Origin of the sequence: Streptomyces lanatus, from assembly GCF_014655715.1 — a bacterium.
Taxonomy (GTDB): domain Bacteria; phylum Actinomycetota; class Actinomycetes; order Streptomycetales; family Streptomycetaceae; genus Streptomyces; species Streptomyces lanatus.
In genome coordinates, this window is sequence record NZ_BNBM01000020.1 from 65,751 (window position 1) to 85,384 (window position 19,634).

Annotated in this window: 18 protein-coding genes; 9 read left to right on the forward strand and 9 right to left on the reverse strand. The window is 70.0% G+C overall.

Features of this window, described 5'->3' with window-relative positions:
- Positions 1-62: 62 nt before the first annotated feature.
- Complete coding sequence (locus IE325_RS37965) at positions 63-3,071, reverse strand: 3-keto-alpha-glucoside-1,2-lyase-like domain-containing protein (RefSeq protein WP_190074718.1); 3,009 nt, start codon at positions 3,069-3,071, stop codon at positions 63-65.
- A gap of 271 nt (positions 3,072-3,342) precedes the next feature.
- Here IE325_RS37965 and IE325_RS37970 point away from each other — a divergent pair, with 271 nt between their 5' ends.
- The 4 genes from IE325_RS37970 to IE325_RS37985 all read left to right on the forward strand — a co-directional run bounded on the left by IE325_RS37970 (position 3,343) and on the right by IE325_RS37985 (position 8,732).
- Entirely contained in the window at positions 3,343-4,236 is an 894-nt protein-coding gene (locus IE325_RS37970) for a LysR family transcriptional regulator (RefSeq protein ID WP_190074719.1), read from the forward strand.
- Between the two features lie 217 nt (positions 4,237-4,453).
- A complete protein-coding gene (locus IE325_RS37975; protein ID WP_190074720.1) occupies positions 4,454-6,814 on the forward strand; it encodes an arylsulfatase in 2,361 nt (786 codons plus the stop codon).
- 83 nt (positions 6,815-6,897) lie between these two features.
- Entirely contained in the window at positions 6,898-7,701 is an 804-nt protein-coding gene (locus IE325_RS37980) for a formylglycine-generating enzyme family protein (protein WP_190074838.1), read from the forward strand.
- 59 nt (positions 7,702-7,760) lie between these two features.
- On the forward strand, positions 7,761-8,732 hold the full coding sequence (locus IE325_RS37985) for an ABC transporter substrate-binding protein (RefSeq protein WP_190074721.1): 972 nt from the start codon (positions 7,761-7,763) through the stop codon (positions 8,730-8,732).
- Between the two features lie 127 nt (positions 8,733-8,859).
- On the opposite strand, the gene IE325_RS37990 is transcribed toward IE325_RS37985, so the two are convergent.
- Together IE325_RS37990 and IE325_RS37995 are read right to left on the reverse strand one after the other, a co-directional pair.
- Positions 8,860-9,588, reverse strand: a complete 729-nt coding sequence (locus IE325_RS37990; RefSeq protein WP_190074722.1) for an SDR family NAD(P)-dependent oxidoreductase — start codon at positions 9,586-9,588, stop codon at positions 8,860-8,862.
- Positions 9,589-9,604: 16 nt separating this feature from the next.
- Positions 9,605-10,492 (reverse strand): helix-turn-helix transcriptional regulator, encoded by an 888-nt coding sequence (locus IE325_RS37995; protein WP_190074723.1) that lies wholly within the window; start codon positions 10,490-10,492, stop codon positions 9,605-9,607.
- A gap of 257 nt (positions 10,493-10,749) precedes the next feature.
- Here IE325_RS37995 and IE325_RS38000 point away from each other — a divergent pair, with 257 nt between their 5' ends.
- From IE325_RS38000 to IE325_RS38015, 4 genes are all read left to right on the forward strand, one after another.
- Entirely contained in the window at positions 10,750-11,766 is a 1,017-nt protein-coding gene (locus IE325_RS38000; protein WP_190074724.1) for a zinc-dependent alcohol dehydrogenase family protein, read from the forward strand.
- A 56-nt stretch (positions 11,767-11,822) separates the two neighbouring features.
- Positions 11,823-12,491, forward strand: coding sequence for an SDR family oxidoreductase (locus tag IE325_RS38005; protein WP_190074725.1), 669 nt, complete (start codon positions 11,823-11,825; stop codon positions 12,489-12,491).
- Between the two features lie 176 nt (positions 12,492-12,667).
- Positions 12,668-13,015, forward strand: coding sequence for a cyclophilin-like fold protein (locus IE325_RS38010; protein WP_190074726.1), 348 nt, complete (start codon positions 12,668-12,670; stop codon positions 13,013-13,015).
- A gap of 48 nt (positions 13,016-13,063) precedes the next feature.
- Positions 13,064-13,477 carry a (R)-mandelonitrile lyase gene (locus IE325_RS38015; RefSeq protein WP_190074727.1) on the forward strand — a complete coding sequence of 138 codons (414 nt, stop codon included), beginning with the start codon at positions 13,064-13,066 and terminating at the stop codon, positions 13,475-13,477.
- 26 nt (positions 13,478-13,503) lie between these two features.
- Here the strand turns inward: IE325_RS38015 and IE325_RS38020 are convergent, their stop codons facing one another.
- From IE325_RS38020 to tnpA, 6 genes are all read right to left on the reverse strand, one after another.
- A complete protein-coding gene (locus tag IE325_RS38020) occupies positions 13,504-14,079 on the reverse strand; it encodes a hypothetical protein (RefSeq protein ID WP_190074728.1) in 576 nt (191 codons plus the stop codon).
- On the reverse strand, positions 14,076-15,473 hold the full coding sequence (locus IE325_RS38025; RefSeq protein ID WP_190074729.1) for a hypothetical protein: 1,398 nt from the start codon (positions 15,471-15,473) through the stop codon (positions 14,076-14,078). Before IE325_RS38025 ends, IE325_RS38020 begins: the two co-directional genes overlap by 4 nt.
- Positions 15,470-16,303, reverse strand: coding sequence for an ABC transporter ATP-binding protein (locus IE325_RS38030; protein WP_190074730.1), 834 nt, complete (start codon positions 16,301-16,303; stop codon positions 15,470-15,472). The genes IE325_RS38025 and IE325_RS38030 overlap by 4 nt, the downstream gene beginning before the upstream one ends.
- Entirely contained in the window at positions 16,300-17,118 is an 819-nt protein-coding gene (locus IE325_RS38035) for a zf-HC2 domain-containing protein (protein ID WP_190074731.1), read from the reverse strand. The genes IE325_RS38030 and IE325_RS38035 overlap by 4 nt, the downstream gene beginning before the upstream one ends.
- On the reverse strand, positions 17,115-17,666 hold the full coding sequence (locus tag IE325_RS38040) for an RNA polymerase sigma factor (protein WP_373315296.1): 552 nt from the start codon (positions 17,664-17,666) through the stop codon (positions 17,115-17,117). The genes IE325_RS38035 and IE325_RS38040 overlap by 4 nt, the downstream gene beginning before the upstream one ends.
- Positions 17,667-17,933: 267 nt before the next feature.
- Positions 17,934-18,350 carry an IS200/IS605 family transposase gene (gene tnpA, locus IE325_RS38045; protein WP_190074733.1) on the reverse strand — a complete coding sequence of 139 codons (417 nt, stop codon included), beginning with the start codon at positions 18,348-18,350 and terminating at the stop codon, positions 17,934-17,936.
- A gap of 27 nt (positions 18,351-18,377) precedes the next feature.
- Between tnpA and IE325_RS38050 the strand changes: the two genes are divergently transcribed.
- Complete coding sequence (locus IE325_RS38050) at positions 18,378-19,622, forward strand: RNA-guided endonuclease InsQ/TnpB family protein (protein WP_190074734.1); 1,245 nt, start codon at positions 18,378-18,380, stop codon at positions 19,620-19,622.
- Positions 19,623-19,634 lie beyond the last annotated feature (12 nt).

Sequence of the window (19,634 nt, forward strand, 5' to 3'; positions counted from 1 at the left end):
TCGAGGTGGAGGCGCGCCTACGGCCGTGCAGGCGCGCCCCCTTCCTCGCGGTTCTGGTCCTTTCAGTTCAGCGGTTCGACCCAGATGTTGCGGTACCGCACCTTGTTGCCGTGGTCCTGGAGGCGGATGGCCCCGGCTGACGGACCCTCCGGTCGGCCCCCTCCGGTCGGACCGTCGATCGTGATGTCGTCGTGGACCTTCTTGCCGTTCCAGACGACGGTGACCCGCGCGTCGGCCGTCTTGTTGCCGTCGGCGTCGAAGCGGGCCGCCCGGAAGGTGATGTCGTACGTCTGCCAGGTCTCCGGTGCCGTGGCCGCGTTGATGTCCGGAGCCTTCTTCAGGTAGATCGCTCCGGCTTCGTTCGTGTCGAGTGTCGTGTCACCGAAGGAGTCGAGGATCTGGAGCTCGTAGCGGTCCTGGAAGTAGACGCCGCTGTTGCCGCGGTCCTGGCCGGTGACGTCATCGGGCAGGAGTGGCACGCGGAACTCCACGTGCAGTTTGAAGTCCTGGTAGGCGTCCTTGGTGCGCAGGTCGCCGCAGCAGACCTCCATCGACTGCTCGTCGGTCAGCGGCCACTCCACGGCACGTCCGTCCGTGTGCTGCCACTGACCCTGCGACGCGGCGGTGCCGTCGAAGAGGGTGACGCGGGTGCCGTGCGGGCGGACGGTGATCAGATCCAGGTTGACGTGGCCGGTGTCACCGGCGTCGAAGCGGTAGGCGAGGGTGTTCTTGCCTTCGCGCAGGGTGACCCGCTCGGTCTGGGTGGACCAGGTGTCCCAGTCGCCGGTCGAGGCGAGCTTGGTCTGTCTCAGTTTCTGTCCGTTGGCGTACAGGGAGAGGGACTTGGTGCCCTGGAAGGGGTTGGGCCCGTTGGAGTAGCGCAGGTTGACGTCGTAGTCGCCGGCCTTCGGGACGGTGACCTCGAAGGTGGTGGCGGCCTTGCCTTCGGTGCCGTAGCGGTCGACGAACCCGCTGCCCGAGTAGCCGGTGTGGTCCCTGTTGATTCCGGCGGTCCCGGTCAGCCGCGCCTCCTCGGCCTCGTACAGCGTGGCGGGTGGCGGTTGCTTGCCCGGCAGGGCGTTGAGCGTGTACCAGGCCTCCGTGCTCCACAGCGTCTCACCGGACGTGGACGCGAAGGGGCGTGGTGAGCGGACGTGTACGACGCGGCCCGGCTTGAGGCCGTCGAGGCGCAGGGCGACCGTGCGGCCGTCGTCGGAGAGGGTGGCCGAGCGGACGGCGAGGCGCTCCTCGGCGATCTTCGGCCCTCCGTAGTCCGTGGTGGGGGTGTAGCGCCACTGTTCGGCCTGGTAGCGGGAGGCCAGCTTCTCCGCGGTGGCCTCGGACAGCGGCTGGGTGTATTCGAGGTCGAAGCCGCCGGGGACGGCCCGCATTTCCTTGATGTCGAAGGTGTTGCCGCCGTTGGGCATCAGTTTCTGGAGGCCGAACTTCAGCTTTCCTTCCTGGCCCCAGTTGCCGTCCGCGCCGAGCCCGCCCGCGTAGACGGCGCCGTCGGGACCCATGGTGATGCGGTTGACGCCGGCTTCGAGTCCCTGCGTGTAGCGGAACACGGCGCCCTGGTACTGGCCCTTCACCTTCTCCAGATAGGCACGCTGGAGTCCGCCGTAGGTGACGTCACCGATGAGCATCTGCCCGGCGAAGCGGCCCTTCTTCAAGTACAGAGGCGTGCTGGGGGAGTTGGCGATCTCGTTCTGCGGCAGCCACAGCACCGGCTCGGTCACCGAACGGTCGTCGAAGGGGCCCGACGGCTCGGTGTAGTGGTTGAAGAAGCGGTCCTGCTTGATGTGGACGAGCTTGGACGCGGGCAGCCAGCCGCCCTGGTTGTCGGTGGTGAAGATGTCACCGCCGGGGCCCCAGCCGATGCCGTTGGGCGTGCGCAGACCGCCCGCGACCGGCTGGATCTTCCCGGTCTTCTTGCTGACCTTGTACGTGGTCCCGCGGCCGGGCGCCGGCTGCGGAGTCGTGGTCGCGCCGCCGTAGTTGATGGCGACGGACAGGTTCACGTAGAAGTAGCCGTCGCGGTAGAGCAGCCCGAAGGCGAACTCGTGGAAGTTGCCGCCGTACGGCCAGGTGGCGACGGTGCGGTACTCGTCGGTGACGAAGTCCCGGTTGCTGTCGACGAGTTGGGTCAGCTCGTGCTTCTGCGACACATACAGCGAGCCGTCGACGTACTTGATGCCCATGGGCTCGCGCAGCCCGCTCGCCACCTTCTTCACGGTCACCTTGTCGCGGCTGGTGTCGCCGGTGACGTTGTCGAGGAGGTACACCTCGCCGGTGGTGGTCTGTGAGCCGCCCCAGGTGGTGATCGCCAGACGTCCGTCGGGCAGCCAGTCCATGCCGGTGACCTGGGGCTCGAAGCCGTCCGGGCGGAGGTCGGTGAGGGTGAGGTCGGGGCGTACGTCGGTCAGCGGGAGTCCGTCACCCGGGCTGTCCGCTCCCGACTCGCACTCCTTGCGTCCCGGAGCGGTGACCCGTACCACCCCGGCGTCGGTGCTCAGTGCCTCGCTCGGCACGGTGGTGAAGTCGCTCGCGGACGGTGGCTTCCAGGCCAGGGCGAGGCGCTGCTCGCCGCCGCGTTCGAAGTAGTCGATGCGGAACGGGTGGGATCCGGCGGTGAGTTGGACGGATCCGTCCTTCGGCTCGGCGCCGTGCAGTCCGTCGTGGTCGATGACCGTCCGGTCGTCGATGGTCAGACGGGAGCCGTCGTCGCTGGTCAGGCGGAATGTGTAGGAGCCGTCCTCGGGGATGACGAGATAGCCGGACACCTCGGCGGAGAAGTTGTCGGCGAAGCCGCCGAAGTCGCCGGTCGTGGACCAGTCCACGGTCGGCATCAGCTTGTCGTGGTTGGGGGTCTGCCCCGGCTTGAGCGTGCACAGCTTGCTGAGCGGGACCTGGGTGTCGAACACCCGCAGGGTCACTCCGGGTTCCTGGGGCGGGATGTCACCGGGGGCTGCGGAGGCAGGCGGCGCTGTCCACACGCCTCCGACGAGGAAGCTTCCGAGAAGCAGGGGGATGAGTCGTCTTCGGGCACGGCGGAACAACCGTTGATGCATCGGTCCTCCAGAACGGACCGGAGGCCGCCGGATCGCACTCCGGTCGAGTTACCCACTGCGCCGGGAGTGCGCAGAGGTGGTACTCGTGCGGTTGCGCCGATACCGTAGGGGACTTTCGTCGAGCGCGTCCATACTTTGTCATCAGTGAGTTCAAAGTCCTGTGGGTGACCAGGTCATGCACAGGATCGCCGCCGGGTGCAGACTGTGCCTGCCGTTCGCGCGCCGGCGGGTGCGGTGGCCCTTGGACGTGCACGGACCCGACGGAGACGCGATGGAACGACGTCAGCTGGAGTACTTCATCGCGGTCGTCGAGCACGGCGGATTCACGGCCGCCGCCAACGCACTCCATGTCGCGCAGCCTTCGCTGTCGCACGCGATCCGTTCCCTGGAGCGCGAATGCGGCGGGAAGCTGTTCCACCGGCTCGCGCAGGGCGTCAGTCTCACCCCGGCCGGTGAGGCCCTGGTGCGACCGGCCCGGCAGGTCCTGCGGGACCTGTCCACCGCCAGTTCCCTGGTACGGGAAGTCCTCGGGCTCAGCGGCGGACGGCTCGACATCGTTTCGCAGACGACGCTTTCGGTGGACCCCCTGGCCCATATGCTGGGCCGCTTCCATCGCGCGCATCCGAAGGTCAGCGTGCGCGTGGTCGACCCGGAGCGGGGACCGGCCGTGGCGCTGATGGTCGCGGCCGGACAGTGCGAACTCGGTCTGGTGGACGCCTCGGTGCCCACGGCGGACCTCAGCGGGATCGACCTGCCGGAACAGGAGATGCATGTGGTGCTGCCCGCCGACCACCCGCATCCGGCCGGCGACACCATCACCTCGCGTCAGCTGGCGGCGCTGGACCTGATCGTGACACCGCCGGGCACCGAGACCAGGGCGGCGGTCGACGACGTGTGCACCGCACTGGGTGTCGCACCGCGCATCGCGGTGGAGACCGCGCACCGCGCGATGATCGTGCCCCTGGTCCTCTCCGGCGTCGGCGCCGCCGTACTGCCGGCCTCCATGGCCAGGGACGCCGCGCTGCGCGGGGCGCGGATGCTGTCGCATCGTCCACGGCTGCTGCGCCATGGCCGGCTGGTGTGGCGTTCGGGCCAACTGTCCCCGGCCGCCGAGGCGTTCGTGGACCTGGCGTCCGCGCCCGACCCCGACGGACATGTCCAGTAGGTATAGAAAATCTCTACCGCCTTCATTCAAAACCGGTTCACGTCAATTCAAGCCCTCTCGTTGACCGGCCCGGCAGTGGCTGACACCTTGGCTGCATCGCAGGTCGGGGCATTTTCGAAGGTCCACCGATACCACCCGGCGGCGCCCGTATTCGCGCTGCGGAAAGGGTGTGGAGAGGGTGTGGATTTCCCCGCCGGCCATCGAATCGGAGAATTGAATGACTGAGTTCGACGCGGGACGGCACATACTTCCGCGGCCGGATAACCACCGGTCGCCGACGGTCGCGATGGACGTGCACGACCAGGAGACCGCCTTCACCCCCATCGGCCCGGTCCCGGCGCCCGAGGGCGCCCCGAACGTGGTGATCGTGCTCGTCGACGACCTGGGGTTCGGCACCTCCAGCGCGTTCGGTGGACCGTGCGAGATGCCGGCCGCGGAGCGACTCGCGGACAACGGGCTGCGCTATAGCCGCTTCCATGTGACGGCCCTGTGCTCGCCCACCCGCCAGGCCCTGCTGACCGGACGCAACCACCACTCGGTCGGCATGGGCGGCACCACCGAGATGACCACCGCGGCCCCCGGATACAACGGGTTCCGGCCGCGCAGCGCGGCGACCATGGCCCAGATCCTCCAGGGCAACGGCTACAGCACGGCCGCCTTCGGCAAGTGGCACCAGACCCCGCCGCGCGAGATCAGCCCCGTCGGCCCGTTCGACCGCTGGCCCACGGGGGAGGGGTTCGACACCTTCTACGGCTTCATGGGCGCCGAGATGAACCACTGGTACCCGCTGCTCTACCAGGGCACCACCCCCGTCGAGCCGGATCGCAGGCCCGAGGATGGCTACCACCTCTCCGAGGACCTCGTCGACCACGCCATCGACTGGGTGCGCACCCAGCGCACACTGACTCCGGACCGGCCGTTCTTCACCTACCTGGCACTGGGCGCCGCCCACGCCCCGCTGCACGTCGGCCAGGAGTGGCAGGAGAAGTACCGCGGACGGTTCGACCACGGCTGGGACCGGCAGCGCGAACTGACGCTGGAGCGGCAGAAGGACCTCGGGGTGGTGCCTGAGGAAGCGGAGCTCGCGCCCTGGGCCGAGGGCGTGCCCCACTGGGACGAACTCAGCGACAACCAGCGCCGGTTGTCGGCGAGGTTCATGGAGACGTTCGCCGCATTCACCGAACACGCGGACGTGCAGGTCGGCAGGTTCCTCGACGCGCTCGAAGAACTCGGCGAGTTGGACGACACGATCGTCCTCTACATCCTGGGTGACAACGGCGCCTCGGGCGAGGGCGGCATCGAGGGGACGATCGTCGAGCACCGGCTGGGGCACGGCGTGGTGGACGACCCCGACGAGATGATCGACCACATCGACGAGATCGGCGGCCCGCTCAGCTACCCGATCGCACCGGCGGGATGGGCGCTGGCCCTGAACACCCCCTACCAGTGGACCAAGCAGGTGGCCTCGCACTTCGGCGGCACCCGCGACGGCATGATCCTCCACTGGCCGCGCGGGGTCCCCGAGCGCGGCGGGCTGCGGCACCAGTTCTCGCACGTCATCGACGTACTCCCGACGATCCTGGACTGCGCGGGAATCCCGGCGCCGTTCAGCGTGGACGGGGTGCCGCAGCAGCCCATCGAGGGCACGAGCATGCAGCACACGCTCACCGACCCCGACGCTCCCGAGCACCGCCGGACCCAGTACTTCGAGATGTGTGGCAACCGGGGCATCTACCACAACGGCTGGATGGCGGTCACCCGGCACGGCGTCCCCTGGGAGATGGTGCCGGACAAGGACCGCCGGTTCGCCGACGACGTCTGGGAGCTCTACGACATCGACCACGACTGGAGCCAGGCACACGACCTCGCCGACGAACACCCGGAGAAGCTGCGCCGGTTGCAGGACCTGTTCCTGATCGAGGCGGCGAAGTACCAGGTCTTCCCCCTGGACGACCGGGTCACGGAACGGGAGAACCCCGCCGTGGCAGGCCGTATCGATCTGCTCGGCGAGCGGACCTCCATCACCTACCGCGCCGGGATGCGGCGGTTCACCGAGGAGACCACCCTCAACGTCAAGAACCGCTCGCACAGCATCACCGCGGACGTGGACCTGCCGGAGGCGGACGCCGAAGGCGTGATCATCTCGCAGGGCGGCCGCTTCGGCGGCTGGAGCCTGTATGTCACCGGCGGCAGGCCGGCCTACGCCTACAACTACTTCGGCATGAACCTGTACACCGCGCGCGGTGAACGGCCCCTGCCACCCGGACGGCACGAGATCCGGCTCGAATTCGGCTACGACGGCGGCGGACTCGGCAAGGGCGGCACCGCCGTACTCCTGGTCAACGGCGAGAAGCACGCGACCGGACGGGTCGAGCAGACCATCCCGTACTACTTCTCCTTCGACGAGACCCTCGACGTCGGCGTCGACCTGAGCACCCCGGTCACCGACGACTATCCCGCCCTCGACAACGAGTTCACCGGCACCATCCACACCGTGCGCATCGACCTGGACGACGAGAGCGCCACGTCGTCCGAGTTCGACGGAGGACTGCACCGGCGCGTGATGGGGGCACAGTGAACTGCTGCACGCCGTCCGGCGGCCGGGACACGGACCGGGCGCGGCCCCGGCCGACCGCCGTCCGGCAGGCCACGCCCGAGGGCATGGTGGCCGTCCCCGCCGGGCCATTCCTCATGGGCAGCCAGGACGAGCTCGCGTATCCGGCCGACGGCGAGGGCCCGGTACGCACGGTCCACGTCGACGCCTTCTGGATCGACGCCCGCACGGTGACCAACGCACAGTTCGCAAGCTTCACCGCAGACACCGGGTACCGCACCTCCGCCGAGCGCATCGGCTGGTCGTTCGTCTTCGCCGGGCTGCTCCCGGACGACTTCCCGCCCACCCGGGCGGTGGCGGCCGCGCCCTGGTGGCGGCAGGTCGAGGGCGCCGACTGGCGCCGTCCCGACGGACCGCACTCCACCTGGGAGACCCGGCCGGACCATCCCGTCATCCACGTCGACTGGGACGACGCCCGCGCCTACTGCGCCTGGGCCGGCAAACGACTGCCCACCGAGGCGGAGTGGGAACGCGCCGCCCGAGGGGGCCTGCACGCGAAGGTGTTCCCCTGGGGCGATGAGTTCGAGCCCGGTGGACGCCCCCGGATGAACGTGTGGCAGGGCGATTTCCCGAACCGGCACCCCACCGCCGACGGCTGGTACGGCACCTGCCCCGTCGACGCCTTCGAACCCAACGGCTTCGGCCTGTACAACACCACCGGCAACGTCTGGGAATGGTGCGCGGACCCGTTCTCCCCCTCCCACGGCGGACAACAGCGCGTCACCAAGGGCGGCTCCTACCTGTGCCACGCCTCCTACTGCCGCCGCTACCGGGTCGCCGCCCGGCAGGGCCTCTTCCCGGACTCGGCGACCGGCAACGTCGGGTTCCGGTGCGCCCTGGACGTGACCTGATGCCCCTTCACCCCACCATCCGCACGGCGCCAGGCGCCCGGCCCACAAGGAGCAGGACCATGCCACAACCAGTACGAAGGTGGCGCTCCGGCGTCGCGGCGACAGCCGTCCTCGGCCTCACCCTCACCGCGTGCGGCGGGGCGAAGGTCGGCGAGGACACCGGCGCGGCGGGCGGCGGTCCAGGGAAGTGCGGCACCTTCAACCTCGCGGTCAGCCCGTGGGTGGGCTACGAGGCGAACGCGGCCGTCATCGCCCACGTCGCCGAGAAGGAACTCGGCTGCGAGGTGGTCCAGAAGGATCTGAAGGCGGAGATCGGCTGGCAGGGCTTCGAGTCCGGCGAGGTCGACGCCATCGTGGAGAACTGGGGCCACCCCGACCTGAAGAAGAAGTACATCACCGAGCAGAAAACCGCCGTCAATCTCGGCCCGACCGGCAACAAGGGAATCATCGGCTGGTACATCCCGCCGTGGATAGCGAAGAAGTACCCGGACATCACCAACTGGAAGAACCTCAACAAGTACGCCTCGAAATTCAAGACGTCCGAGTCGGGCGGCAAGGGCCAGCTCCTCGACGGCGACCCGTCGTACCAGACCAACGACGAGGCCCTGGTGCAGAACCTGAAGCTGGACTTCAAGGTGGTGTACGCGGGCAGTGAGACCGCGCTGATCCAGGCCTTCCGGGACGCCGAGCAGAACAAGAAGTGGGTGATCGGCTACTTCTACGAGCCGCAGTGGCTCTTCTCGGAGGTGCCGCTGGCCCATATCGACCTGCCCAAGCACACGGCGGGTTGCGACGCCGATCCCGCGAAAGTCGACTGCGACTACCCCGTGTTCGACCTCGACAAGATCGTCAGCACCCGTTTCGCGAAGTCCGGCAGCCCGGCCTACGACCTGGTGAAGAACTTCAACTGGACCAACGACGACCAGAACACCGTCGCCAAATACATCGCGCTCGACAAGATGACGCCGGAAGCGGCGGCGAAGAAGTGGGTCGAGGCACACCCCGACAAGGTGAAGGGCTGGCTCGGATAGCGCCCACGGCCGATGCCGCTTGCCTTGTAGCCGCCGAACGGGCCGTACTCGGAGTCGTCGGCGAACATGGTCGGGGTGACGTAGTTGCCCTGTTTCAGGCGGGCGCCCTGGATGACGTACGCCGCCGTCAGGTGAGCAAGACACCCGTCTCTTCGCCCAGCACGCGCAGCAGGCGGTCCTGGAAGTTCTCGTTGTGCACTGCGGCGTGCGGTCGTTGGCGTTGCCGGTGGTACCAGTAGCCGCCGCTGGTCAGTGCCTGTGGGGCATCGGTGGAGGCGAGCCATGTCTGTGTCCGGTGGCCGAGTTCGAGATCGTCCGGCGCGCCGGGGCCACCCATCCTGGTGGGCACCCAGCCGGGGTCCACGGCGTTGCTCAGCACTCCGGGCCGCAGGCGGGCCACCGTGGCCGTGAGCGTCGTGACGAACAGCTTGCTGTCGGCGTACGACCCGGGCTTGTCTCCCCGCCAGTCGACGCCGTCCAGGGAGGCCCGCCCCTGGTAGTGCGAGCCGCTGCTCAGATAGACCAGTCGGCTTGGTCCGGGCAGCAGGGCCGTGAGCAGGTACGGCGCGATGATGTTGACCGGCATGACGGCGGGCCCGCTCCACACGCCCGCGTTGTGGATCACGGCGTCGAGCGGCGCGGCGTCGCTCAGCTCGGCGGCGATGTGGCGCACCGCGTCACGGTCGGTGAAGTCGCCGAGGACGATGTCGGCCCCGCGGTCGACCAGGTCCTGGACGGCGGCCGCGCGCTCCTCGTTGCGGGCGTGCACCACGACCTCGTGGCCCGTGGACAGCAGTTCGTCCGCCGCGGCTCTCCCCAGCCCGTCCGCGGAGCCCGTCACCAGGATCCGGCTCACGGTCACTCCGTTCCCTTCATGACCGCAGCTCCTCGCCGGCCGTGGCCTCGTGGGTGGCGGCCCAGGACGCGAGCAGGCGCAGGCTCTCCTCGGACGCCGAGCCGGGCTCCGCGGCGTAGATGGTCAGGGTCAGGCCGGGCTCGGCGGTCAGTTCCAGGCCTTCGTAGGCGAGGGTGACCTCGCCGACGACCTCGTGGTGGAAGCGCTTCGTTCCGGTTCCGTGGCGGCGGACGTTGTGGGCGCCCCACCGGGTACGGAACTCCTCGCTGCGGGTGGACAGTTCACCGACGAGGTCGTGCAGTTCCTTGTCGTACGGATTGCGGCCCGCCTCGGTGCGCAGGATGGCGACGGCTATGTCGGCGAACAGGTCCCAGTCGGGGTAGAAGCGCCGGGAGGCGGGGTCGAGGAACTGGAACCGGGCGAGGTTCGCCTGGTTGCCGGGGGTGGCGTAGATGTCGCGGTAGAAGGCGCGGGCGAGCTGGTTCGTCGCGACGATGTCCATACGGCCGTTGCGCACGAAGGCCGGTCCCGCGGTGATGGCATCCAGCGTCCACTGCAGGCTGCGGTGGGCCTTCCACTGCCCCTTGGCGCGCCGGTGCCTCGGGCGGCTGAGGGCGTCGGAGCCGTCGGCGGCCTGCGCCAGGTTCAGCAGATGGGCGCGCTCGGCGTCATCCAGCTGGAGCACCCGGGCGACGGCCTCCAGGACGGCGGGGGAGACACCGGCGAGATGACCGCGTTCGAGTTTGGCGTAGTACTCGACGCTCATGTCGGCCAGGGCCGCGACCTCGCTGCGCCGCAGGCCGGGCACGCGGCGGCGGGAGCCCGCGGGCAGTCCGGCCCGCTCGGGGCTGATCTTGGCGCGCCGCGAGGTCAGGAACTCGCGGACCTCGTCACGGTTGTCCATGCCTCGACGGTACGGCCCGCTGGCGGCCGGAGCGATGTACTGCCAGTACACCCCTCACCGGTGACTCGCTGCCCGCGCGAAGTGGCGGTTTCCTGGATGACGTGGCGCCCGGCGTCCGCTCCCCGGGGCGGACGAGGCGCTCGGCCCGGGACCGCGGCGCGCGACGCGTCGCCCGCACCGGGTCGGCAACCGCATCCGGCGGCTGTCGGCACACCGATCCGTGCGTCGGCCGCAACAGTACGTAAGGAACTCTTTTCATGCGCGGAGCAGTGATCCACGCCCCCGGTGACGTGCGTTTCGAGACCGTGGACGATGCGAAGATCCTCAAGCCGACCGACGCGGTCATCCGGACGGCCGTGACCTGCGTGTGCGGCTCGGACCTGTGGCCGTACCGCGGCGTGGTGCCGACGGGGCACGCCCACCCGATGGGGCACGAGTACGTCGGCTTCGTGGAGGAGGTCGGGTCCGAGGTCACCGCGGTCCGGCCGGGCCAGTTCGTCGTCGGCTCCTTCGCGACCTCCGACAACACCTGCGCGAACTGCCGCAACGGCTTCCAGTCCAGCTGTCTGAACCGAGAGTTCATGAGCACCTGCCAGGCGGAGTACGTGCGCATCCCCAACGCGCAGGGCACGCTCGTCGCCACCGAGGACATCCCGGACGAGCGGCTCTGGCCCGGCCTGCTGGCGGTCTCCGACGTGCTGGGCACCGGCTGGTGGGCCGCCGACGCCGCCGAGGTCAAGCCCGGCTCCACCGCGGTCGTCGTGGGAGACGGCGCGGTCGGCCTGTGCGCGGTGATCGCGGCCAAGGAACTGGGCGCGGAGCGGATCATCGCGATGTCGCGGCACGAATCCCGGCAGAAGCTCGCCCTGGAGTTCGGCGCCACCGACATCGTCAGCGAACGCGGCGAGGACGGCGTCGCCCGCGTCAAGAACCTCACCGACGGCATCGGCGCCGACTCCGTCCTGGAGTGCGTCGGCACCGAGCAGTCCATGCGGCAGGCCCTGCACTCCGCCCGCCCCGGCGGCAACGTCGGCTTCGTCGGCGTCCCGCACGACGTCGCCGTCGACGGACAGGAACTCTTCTACTCCCACGTCGGCCTGCGCGGCGGCCCCGCCCCGGTGCGCCGCTATCTGCCCGACCTGATCGACCGCGTCCTGACCGGGAGCGTCGACCCCGGCAAGGTCTTTGACCTCACCCTGCCGCTGGAGCAGGTCGCCGAGGGGTACAGGGCCATGGACGAGCGCCGCGCGATCAAGGCACTCCTCAAGCCGTGACCGCCACGGCCGGGCATCGCCCGACCGGGCACTTCCCCATCTCGGAAGGACTCACTGTGACCACGTTCGCTCTCGTCGGCGCGGGCTCGGGGCTCGGCCTCGCCAGCGCCCGCCGTTTCGGTGCCGCCGGCCACGAGGTCGCGCTGCTGTCGCGCAGCCCGGAGCACCTCGACCGGCTCGTCGCCGACCTCACGGCCGACGGCGTTCGGGCCCGCGGCTACACCGCCGACGTCCTCGACCCCGCCACCCTCACCACGGCACTCACCAATGCCGCCGAGGAACTCGGCCCGGTCGAGATCCTCCAGTTCAGCCCGGTGCCGCACGCCGACTTCATGAAGCCGGTCCTGGACACCACCGCGACCGGCCTCGACGATCCGCTCGCCTTCTCGGTCAAGGCGCCCGTCACATGCGTCCACGCGGTCCTGCCCGGCATGCGGGCCCTGGGACGCGGCACCCTGCTGTTCGTCAACGGCGGCAGTGCCGTACGACCGCACCCCGAGCGCGCCGGCACCTCGATCGCGTTCGCCGCCGAGAGCGCGTACGCCGCGATGCTCCACGAAGCGCTCGCCCCGGAGAACATCCACGCCGCCCAACTGATCGTCCCCGGCGCCATCCGCCCCGACTCCGAGCACTCCAGTCCCACCGCCCTGGCCGAACGCCTCTACGCCCTGCACACCCACCGCGACGGGTTCCGGCACTACGCCGAGCCGATGCCGGCCGCTTGATGCGGCGAGGGGCCGTAACCCGTACGGCCCTGTCCATCGCCGTGTTGTCGGCGGGGGTGACAGCCTGCGGCGGCACCGGCGCGGCATCGGCGACGCAGCGCCCCAGCGCCGAGCAGCCCGCGGCATCGGCATCGACGCCGCGAGCGCCGTCGGCGCCGTCCACGAGGAGCACGTACATGAACATCCGGCTGACCGTCGACGGCCGCGTCATCGAGGCCACGCTGAACGGCAGCGCCGCCGCGCGGGACTTCGCCGCGCTGCTTCCGCTGACGCTCGACCCGGACGACTTCCAGCAGACCGAACGCATCGCGGACCTGCCGAAGCGGCTGTCCACCGCCGACGCGCCGCCAGCAGCCGACCCCAATGCCGGCGACCTGGCCTTCTACGCCCCCTGGGGCAATCTGGCCCTCTTCTACCGGGACGGCCACCGCTCTCCGGGCCTGGTGATCCTCGGCCGCCTCGACCGCGGCGCCGACACAACACATCTCGCGCGGGCCGATCAGGTCCGTATCGACACCGTCTGATCGGGCCGCCCCGGCGGACGACCACCATCCGAACCGACAGGAAATCCAATGGAGTTCATCAAGTCCCAGCCCACCAGCAAGGCGCCGGCCGACTGGTTCACCGGCGACGTCTGGTGGGACGTCATCGTCGCCGGTCAGGAACCCTCCAGGATGCGGGCGAACCTCGTACGTTTCGCTCCCGGCGCCCGCACCAACTGGCACGCGCACGCCGTGGGCCAGACCCTGCACGTGGTGTCCGGCATCGCCCTGATCGGCACCCGCGACGGCACGGTCCTCGAAGCCCGCCCCGGGGAGACCGTCGGCTGCCCACCCGGCGAGGAGCACTGGCACGGTGCCGTCCCCGACCGCTTCATGGAGCACATCGCCCTGTGGGAAGCCACCGGTGACGGATCCCCCGAGACCCGGTGGGCCGAACCCGTCACCGACTCGCAGTACAACGGCTCTCGTAGCCGCAGCCGGTAACCCCCGGGCGGGGGCCACGAACGTCGCTACCGCTTCGGTCCCGCTATGGCGTACGCCGCGGTGCCGGCGGTCGCCAGGGCCAGGGCCGTCCAGGTGCCCGCCGCCGTGCCGGGTGGCAGCAGCATCCAGGTGGCCACACGCATCGGCGTACTCGTCGGCGGCGGGGCGAAGAACACGAACGAGAGCCAGGCGAACGGCGGCGTCCACGCGTACTGGCCGCCCGAGACCGCCGCGCCCAGGGCGACCAGTCCCATCAGGCCCGCACTGTCCCGGACGACGAACGCGGTGGTGGCCATGTCCTCGCCCACCGCCTGCACGGCCAGCAGCACCACGGCGACGACCGTGCCGGCGAGCAACACGTGCGCCGCTCTGCGGGGCACCCAGCGGATCGCGGCCGTCCGGTCCAGCGCGAGGTCCTGCCCGCTGAGTCCCGTCGAGGCCGCCATCGCGCCCGCGGCGAGGACGAGCACGGGCAGCCGCGGATCACCGGCCCCCGCGCCCCCGTCCCGGGCGAGTGCCCACACCGCCACCGCGCTGATCACCACGGCGGCGAGCGACGCGGGTACCTGACGCGAGCGCGCGTACAGCGTCAGCCACCTCACCGGGACTTACCGCCGTTCAGCGCGTCGAAGGCGTCGCCCTCGCACGAGTGGGCGGCCGCGCGTGCCGCGTTGATCCGCCTGTGCTGTTCGGCCGGCGCGAGCGCCTTGAGTTCCCGCCACACCGCTCGGGTTTCGGCGTCGACCTCGCGGCGCAGCTTCTCCGACAGCGTGCCGGGCAGCGGCTTGAAGTCGCCGAGGACCCAGCTCGCCGCGACGGTCTGCGCGTACAGGTCCCCTCCCACGCTGGTCCAGCCGACGGGGGTGCAGTCCGGCACCATGCCCTCGGCGATCAGGGACCGGGTCAGTTCCTCGTCCTTCGCAGCGGCGACGATGTCGTCGTCGAAGTCGAGGAGCACGGTCTCGGCGGACCATCGTGGTGTGGTGCCCTCCGGCAGTACTGCGGTGTTCTCGCGGACCGAGACCGGCGCCCGCTCACCCAGGGCACTGTGCAGCAGGTGCAGCGCCTCTTTGCCGGGACCCGCCAGGTCGGTGAGTCGGTCCTGGTGCGTCTTGGCCACGCACACCGGGCCGTCGCACACCAGCTCCGCGGCGGCCTCGTCGACGACGTACATCCGGCGCGGGTCGGAGGGGAGGACCAGCAGGGCGAGCACCGCGCCCGCCACGACGGGCGTCAGGGCGATCAGCCGGGCGCGTGGGGTCACGGCGACCAGCAGCGCGAAGCCGGTCGCGGCCATGCCGAGCAGCCAGATCGTCTGGCCGACGTGCACGGACGCGGAGAGCGTGAGGAGCACGTTGCGGACCTCTTCCACTTCCGGTGACAGCAGGGAGATCTGGTTCGGCTCCGTGCCGGGGAGTCCTTCCGCCATGGTCGTCCGCGTCCGGCCCAACGACATGTGCATCAGTGCCGTGAACACGAAGGCGCCCATGGCGAGCGCGGGCGGCGTGAGCACGGACGGCAGTGCCCGCGCGGCGCCCATGCCCAGCACGGCACCCGCGACCAGGAAGAGTGCCCCCACCAGCGAGATCGGCAGCCACCCGAGGTGCGTGTACTCGCTGTGGGCGAGCACCTGGACCCCGCCCACGAGGACGAGCAGCCCAAAGGCGGCGGCCAGGGTGATCGCCGTCGTGCCCGACAGCGCGGCCGCGCGCTGCCATGCGGGACGCGATGTGGTCGTCAGCAGCTCGGACATCTTCGAGCGGTGGTCGCGCAGGCCCTGAAGCGCGCCGAGCCCCACGGCCAGCGGCCACAGATAGAACAGCAGGGAGCGGGTCCACATGGCCAGGGACGTCCACTGGGCCGTCCACGCCGTGGTGCCGCTCCACCAAGCGCCGTTCAGCGTGTACAGGAACGCCAGCGCGGTCGTCAGGACGACGGCGCCGGCCCACGGGGCGACGGAGCGGCGCAACTCGATGCGAAGGACACGGAGGTTCACCAGGAGCCCCTTCCCTGGCGGGGGTTGAGCAGCATGGCCGAGTAGCCGCGCTCCAAGGGGCTGTCACCCTCGTGCTCCGGGCCGCCCACCGAGGCCAGTTCGTCCGGTGGGCCCTGGAAGACCAGCCGGCCCTCGGCGAAGAGCACCACGTCGGTGCAGGCGGCGGCGACGTCCTCCACCAGATGGGTCGACACGACCACGCAGGTGTCCGTGCCCAGCTCCTGCAACAGCTCGCGGAACCGCAGCCGCTGGGCCGGGTCGAGCCCGACCGTCGGCTCGTCCAGCAGCAGGATCAACGGGTCGTTGACGATGGCCTGCGCGATGCCGACCCGCCGGATCATGCCGCCCGACAGGGCCTTCATCCTCTCGTCCGCGCGGTCGGCCAGGCCCACGCGCTCCACGGCGCGCTGCACCGCCGCGGGGATGTCCGCCTTGGGCACCTCCTTCAGCCAGGCCATGTACTCGACGAACTCGCGCACCGTGAAGCGCTTGTAGTAGCCGAACTCCTGCGGCAGATAGCCGATACGGCGGCGCAGCGCACGGTGCTCGCCCCTGCCGCCGACGGACTCGCCGAGCAGCTCCAGGGTGCCCTCGGCGGGGCGCAGCACGGTGGCCAGCGCCCGGATGAGGGTCGTTTTGCCCGCCCCGTTGGGGCCGAGCAGGCCGTGTACGCCGGTGCCCAGCGACAGATCGAGCCCGTCGACGGCCATCCGTTTCCTGCCGACCCTGACCTTCAGGCCGGTGGCCCGGATCTCCCAGGCGTACGGCGTCGGCGCGAGGTCGGCCGCGGTCACCGCGGACATCATGTGGTGTTCCTTTCCGAGGGTCATCGATGGGCTCCCAGCACGGAGTACGCGCCCCTGCGGGCGATCACGACACCGATGCCGAGGGCGAGGATCAGCGCCCACACGGGCAGACCGTCCGCCTGGAGGGCGAAGGTGATACGGCGGGTGGCCAGCGTCGGCACGACGACCACCGCGGCCCACACGGTGGCCAGTCCAACGGCGGCGCGGGTCACGCCGACGACGCCACCGAGCGCCAGTGTCGTGGCGGTGAAGGCCAGGCAGGGCAACAGCCACTGAGCCACCATCACCCCCGTCGCCCATCCGCCCACCAGCAGAGCCGGGACGACCACGGCGAGTACGGACGCGGTGCGCCGCAGCACCAGATGGAGCCCGGCCCTGGGCACCGAGGCGGTCAGTTCGTACGCCGGGTCCAGCTCGCGTGACCACGACGCCGCGACGCCGAGCACCGGCAGGACCGGCGCGAACAGCAGCACCAGCGACACCTCGCCGGTACCGGTGCCGACCAGGTCGAGCAGCAGGGCCAGCAGCGTCACACCGACGACCATGGCGAGCCACGGCACCATCGCGGGCGTCATCCACCTCGACAGACGCGCCGACCAGGGTCGTCCGCGCGGCATGGTGGCGGTGACCGCCAACTGGGGTTCGAGGCCGGACCACACGGTGTCGACCAGCGACACCACGGCGGGCACCCCGGCGTCGACGGCGGCGGACAGCCGGTCACGACACCCCCGGCACGTCTCCAGATGGGCCTCGACGGCCCACACTTCGTCGGCGGCCAGGTCGGCGCCGCCACGCGCGTAACCCTCGATGATCCGCCTCGACGCGTGTTCCACACTCATGCCAGCGCCCTCCGCATCGCGATCCGGGCCCGGCGGGCACGGGTCTTGACCGTGCCCTCGGGCAGCCCGAGCAGGACCGCGGTCTCCCGGACCGACAGCCCGTCGAGCACCATGGCCTGCAACACCTGTCTCAGTTCCGGCGCGAGGCACCGCAACGCGTCCCCGACGTCACCGCCGACGGTCGCCGCGAGCGCCTCCTCCTCGGCGGCGGGCGCCGCGTCGGCCACGGCGGCGGCCGGCGGCGGCTCCGCGTGGTGGGCCCGGCGCCGGAACGCGTCGACCAGACGACGCGCCGCGATCGTCCACAGCCATCCGGTGGCCGTCCCGCCCACCGCGGCCCCGGCGAACGCCCCCGCCGCACGCCACACCGCCAGATAGGTCTCCTGCATGACCTCCGCGACGATCTGCTCGTCCCCGCACCGACGCCGCAGCCGCACCGCCAGCCACGGCGACGTCCGCCGGTACAACTCCTCGAACGCGGCCCGATCACCCCTCGCCACCAGCCGGACGAGACGCTCCTCGTCCACCTCGTGCACCGCTGCTCTCACTGATCTCACACCCGCTAGACGCCGGAGCCGGGCGGCAGGTTTTCGCGCTGATGTGATCCCCGCCACATGAGGGCGACGGCGGCGCCCGCTGGAGTTCCCGTCTGCTCAAGGCAGTTCGAGGAGAGGGCCGAGCGTCACTTCACACCACGAAGACGCCACCATCAGGCGAGGCCACGCGGCGTGACGAAGTATTACCGGGTTCCTTGCAGAAAGCCCCGGCGTTCACGCCGGGGATGAATGCATCTCAAGAGTGCTCTGACGTGCACTTCAGAGCGGACGTTTCTGCTGCTCGATGTATTGGCGGACGATCGCCATCGGTGCACCGCCGCACGACGCGGAGAAGTAGGAGGGCGACCACAGGTGCCCGTGCATGATGGCGCGGTTGATCCGGCCGGTGAATTCCTGCCGTATCCGCCGGGCAGAGACGCCCTTGAGGCTGTTGACCAGCTTGGAGACGGCGACCTTCGGCGGGTAGTGCACCAGGAGGTGGACGTGATCACGTTCGCCGTTGAACTCCTTCAGCTCCGCTTCGAAGTCCTCGCAGACCTTGCGCATGATCTCTTCGCAGCGCGTCAGCATCTCGTCGTCGAACACTCCGCGCCGGTACTTCGTCACGAAGACCAAATGCACGTGCATCGCCGAAACCACATGTCTGCCACGCCTGTGGTCGTCCAGCTCACCCATGAGACCAATCGCATTAGGATCTTGGTCATGCAGCTCCGCTACAACTACCGGGCCTACCCGGATGCCTCCCAGCGCCGTGCGCTGGCGAGGGCGTTCGGGTGTGCCCGCGTGGTGTGGAACGACTGCCTGCGTGACCGCAAGGAAGCGCACGCGGCAGGGCTGCCGTATGTGAAGTCGGCGGATCTGTCCCGGCTTCGCATCACCCAGGCCAAGCGCACCGCCGAGCGCGCCTGGCTCGCCGACGTGTCGGCGGTCGTCCTGCAGCAGTCCCTTCGGGACCTCGATGCCGCCTACAAGAACTTCTTCGACTCGGTCAAGGGCAAGCGGCAGGGCCGCAAGGTGGGGCCGCCCCGGTACAAGTCGAAGAAGGACACCCGGCAGCCGATCCGCCTCAACACCAACGCCTTCTCCGTCCAGGACAACGGCACGGTGTACGTGGCCAAGGTCGGCAACCTCAAGGCCAGGTGGTCGCGCCGGCTTCCGGCAGCCCCGACTTCTCTGACCGTCACCAAGGACAGCTCCGGGCGGTACTTCCTCAGCTTCGTCGTGGACACCGAGCCGGACGTCCTCCCCGAGGCGGAGACCGACGCCGGTATCGACCTCGGCCTGTCCGCCTTCGCCGTCCTGTCCGACGGCCGCAAGATCGACAGCCCACGCTTCCTGCGCCGGGCGGAGAAGAAACTCAAACGCTGTCAGCGGGAGCTGTCCCGCAAGGTCAAGGGATCGAAGAACCGGGCCAAGGCCCGCATCAAGGTCGCACGCCAGCACGCCAAGGTGACGGACCGGCGCCGGGACTGGCACCACAAGGCATCCACACAGATCATCCGCGACAACCAAGCGGTGTACGTGGAAGACCTCGCGGTGTCCGGTCTCGGACGGACCCGGCTCGCCAAGTCCGTGCACGACGCGGGATGGTCCGCGTTCGTCGGCATGCTGGAGTACAAGGCGGCTCTGCACGGTCGCACCTTCGCCAAGGTGGACCGGGCCTTCCCCTCCTCGCAGATCTGCTCGGCCTGCGGATTCCGGGACGGCCCCAAGCCCCTGCACGTCCGGGAGTGGACGTGCGCCGAGTGCGGCACCGTGCACGACCGCGACCACAACGCAGCCCGCAATATCCTCTTCGAGGGACGCCGTATCGTCGCCGCCGGACGGGCGGAGACGCCAAACGCCTGTGGAGCGCCGGTAAGACGGGCACCCGTGCCCGCGCAGCGCGGTGAAGCAGGAAGCCCCCGGAAGGGTCAGACGACCCAGCCCGGAATCCCCGGACTTTAGGCCAGGGAGCAC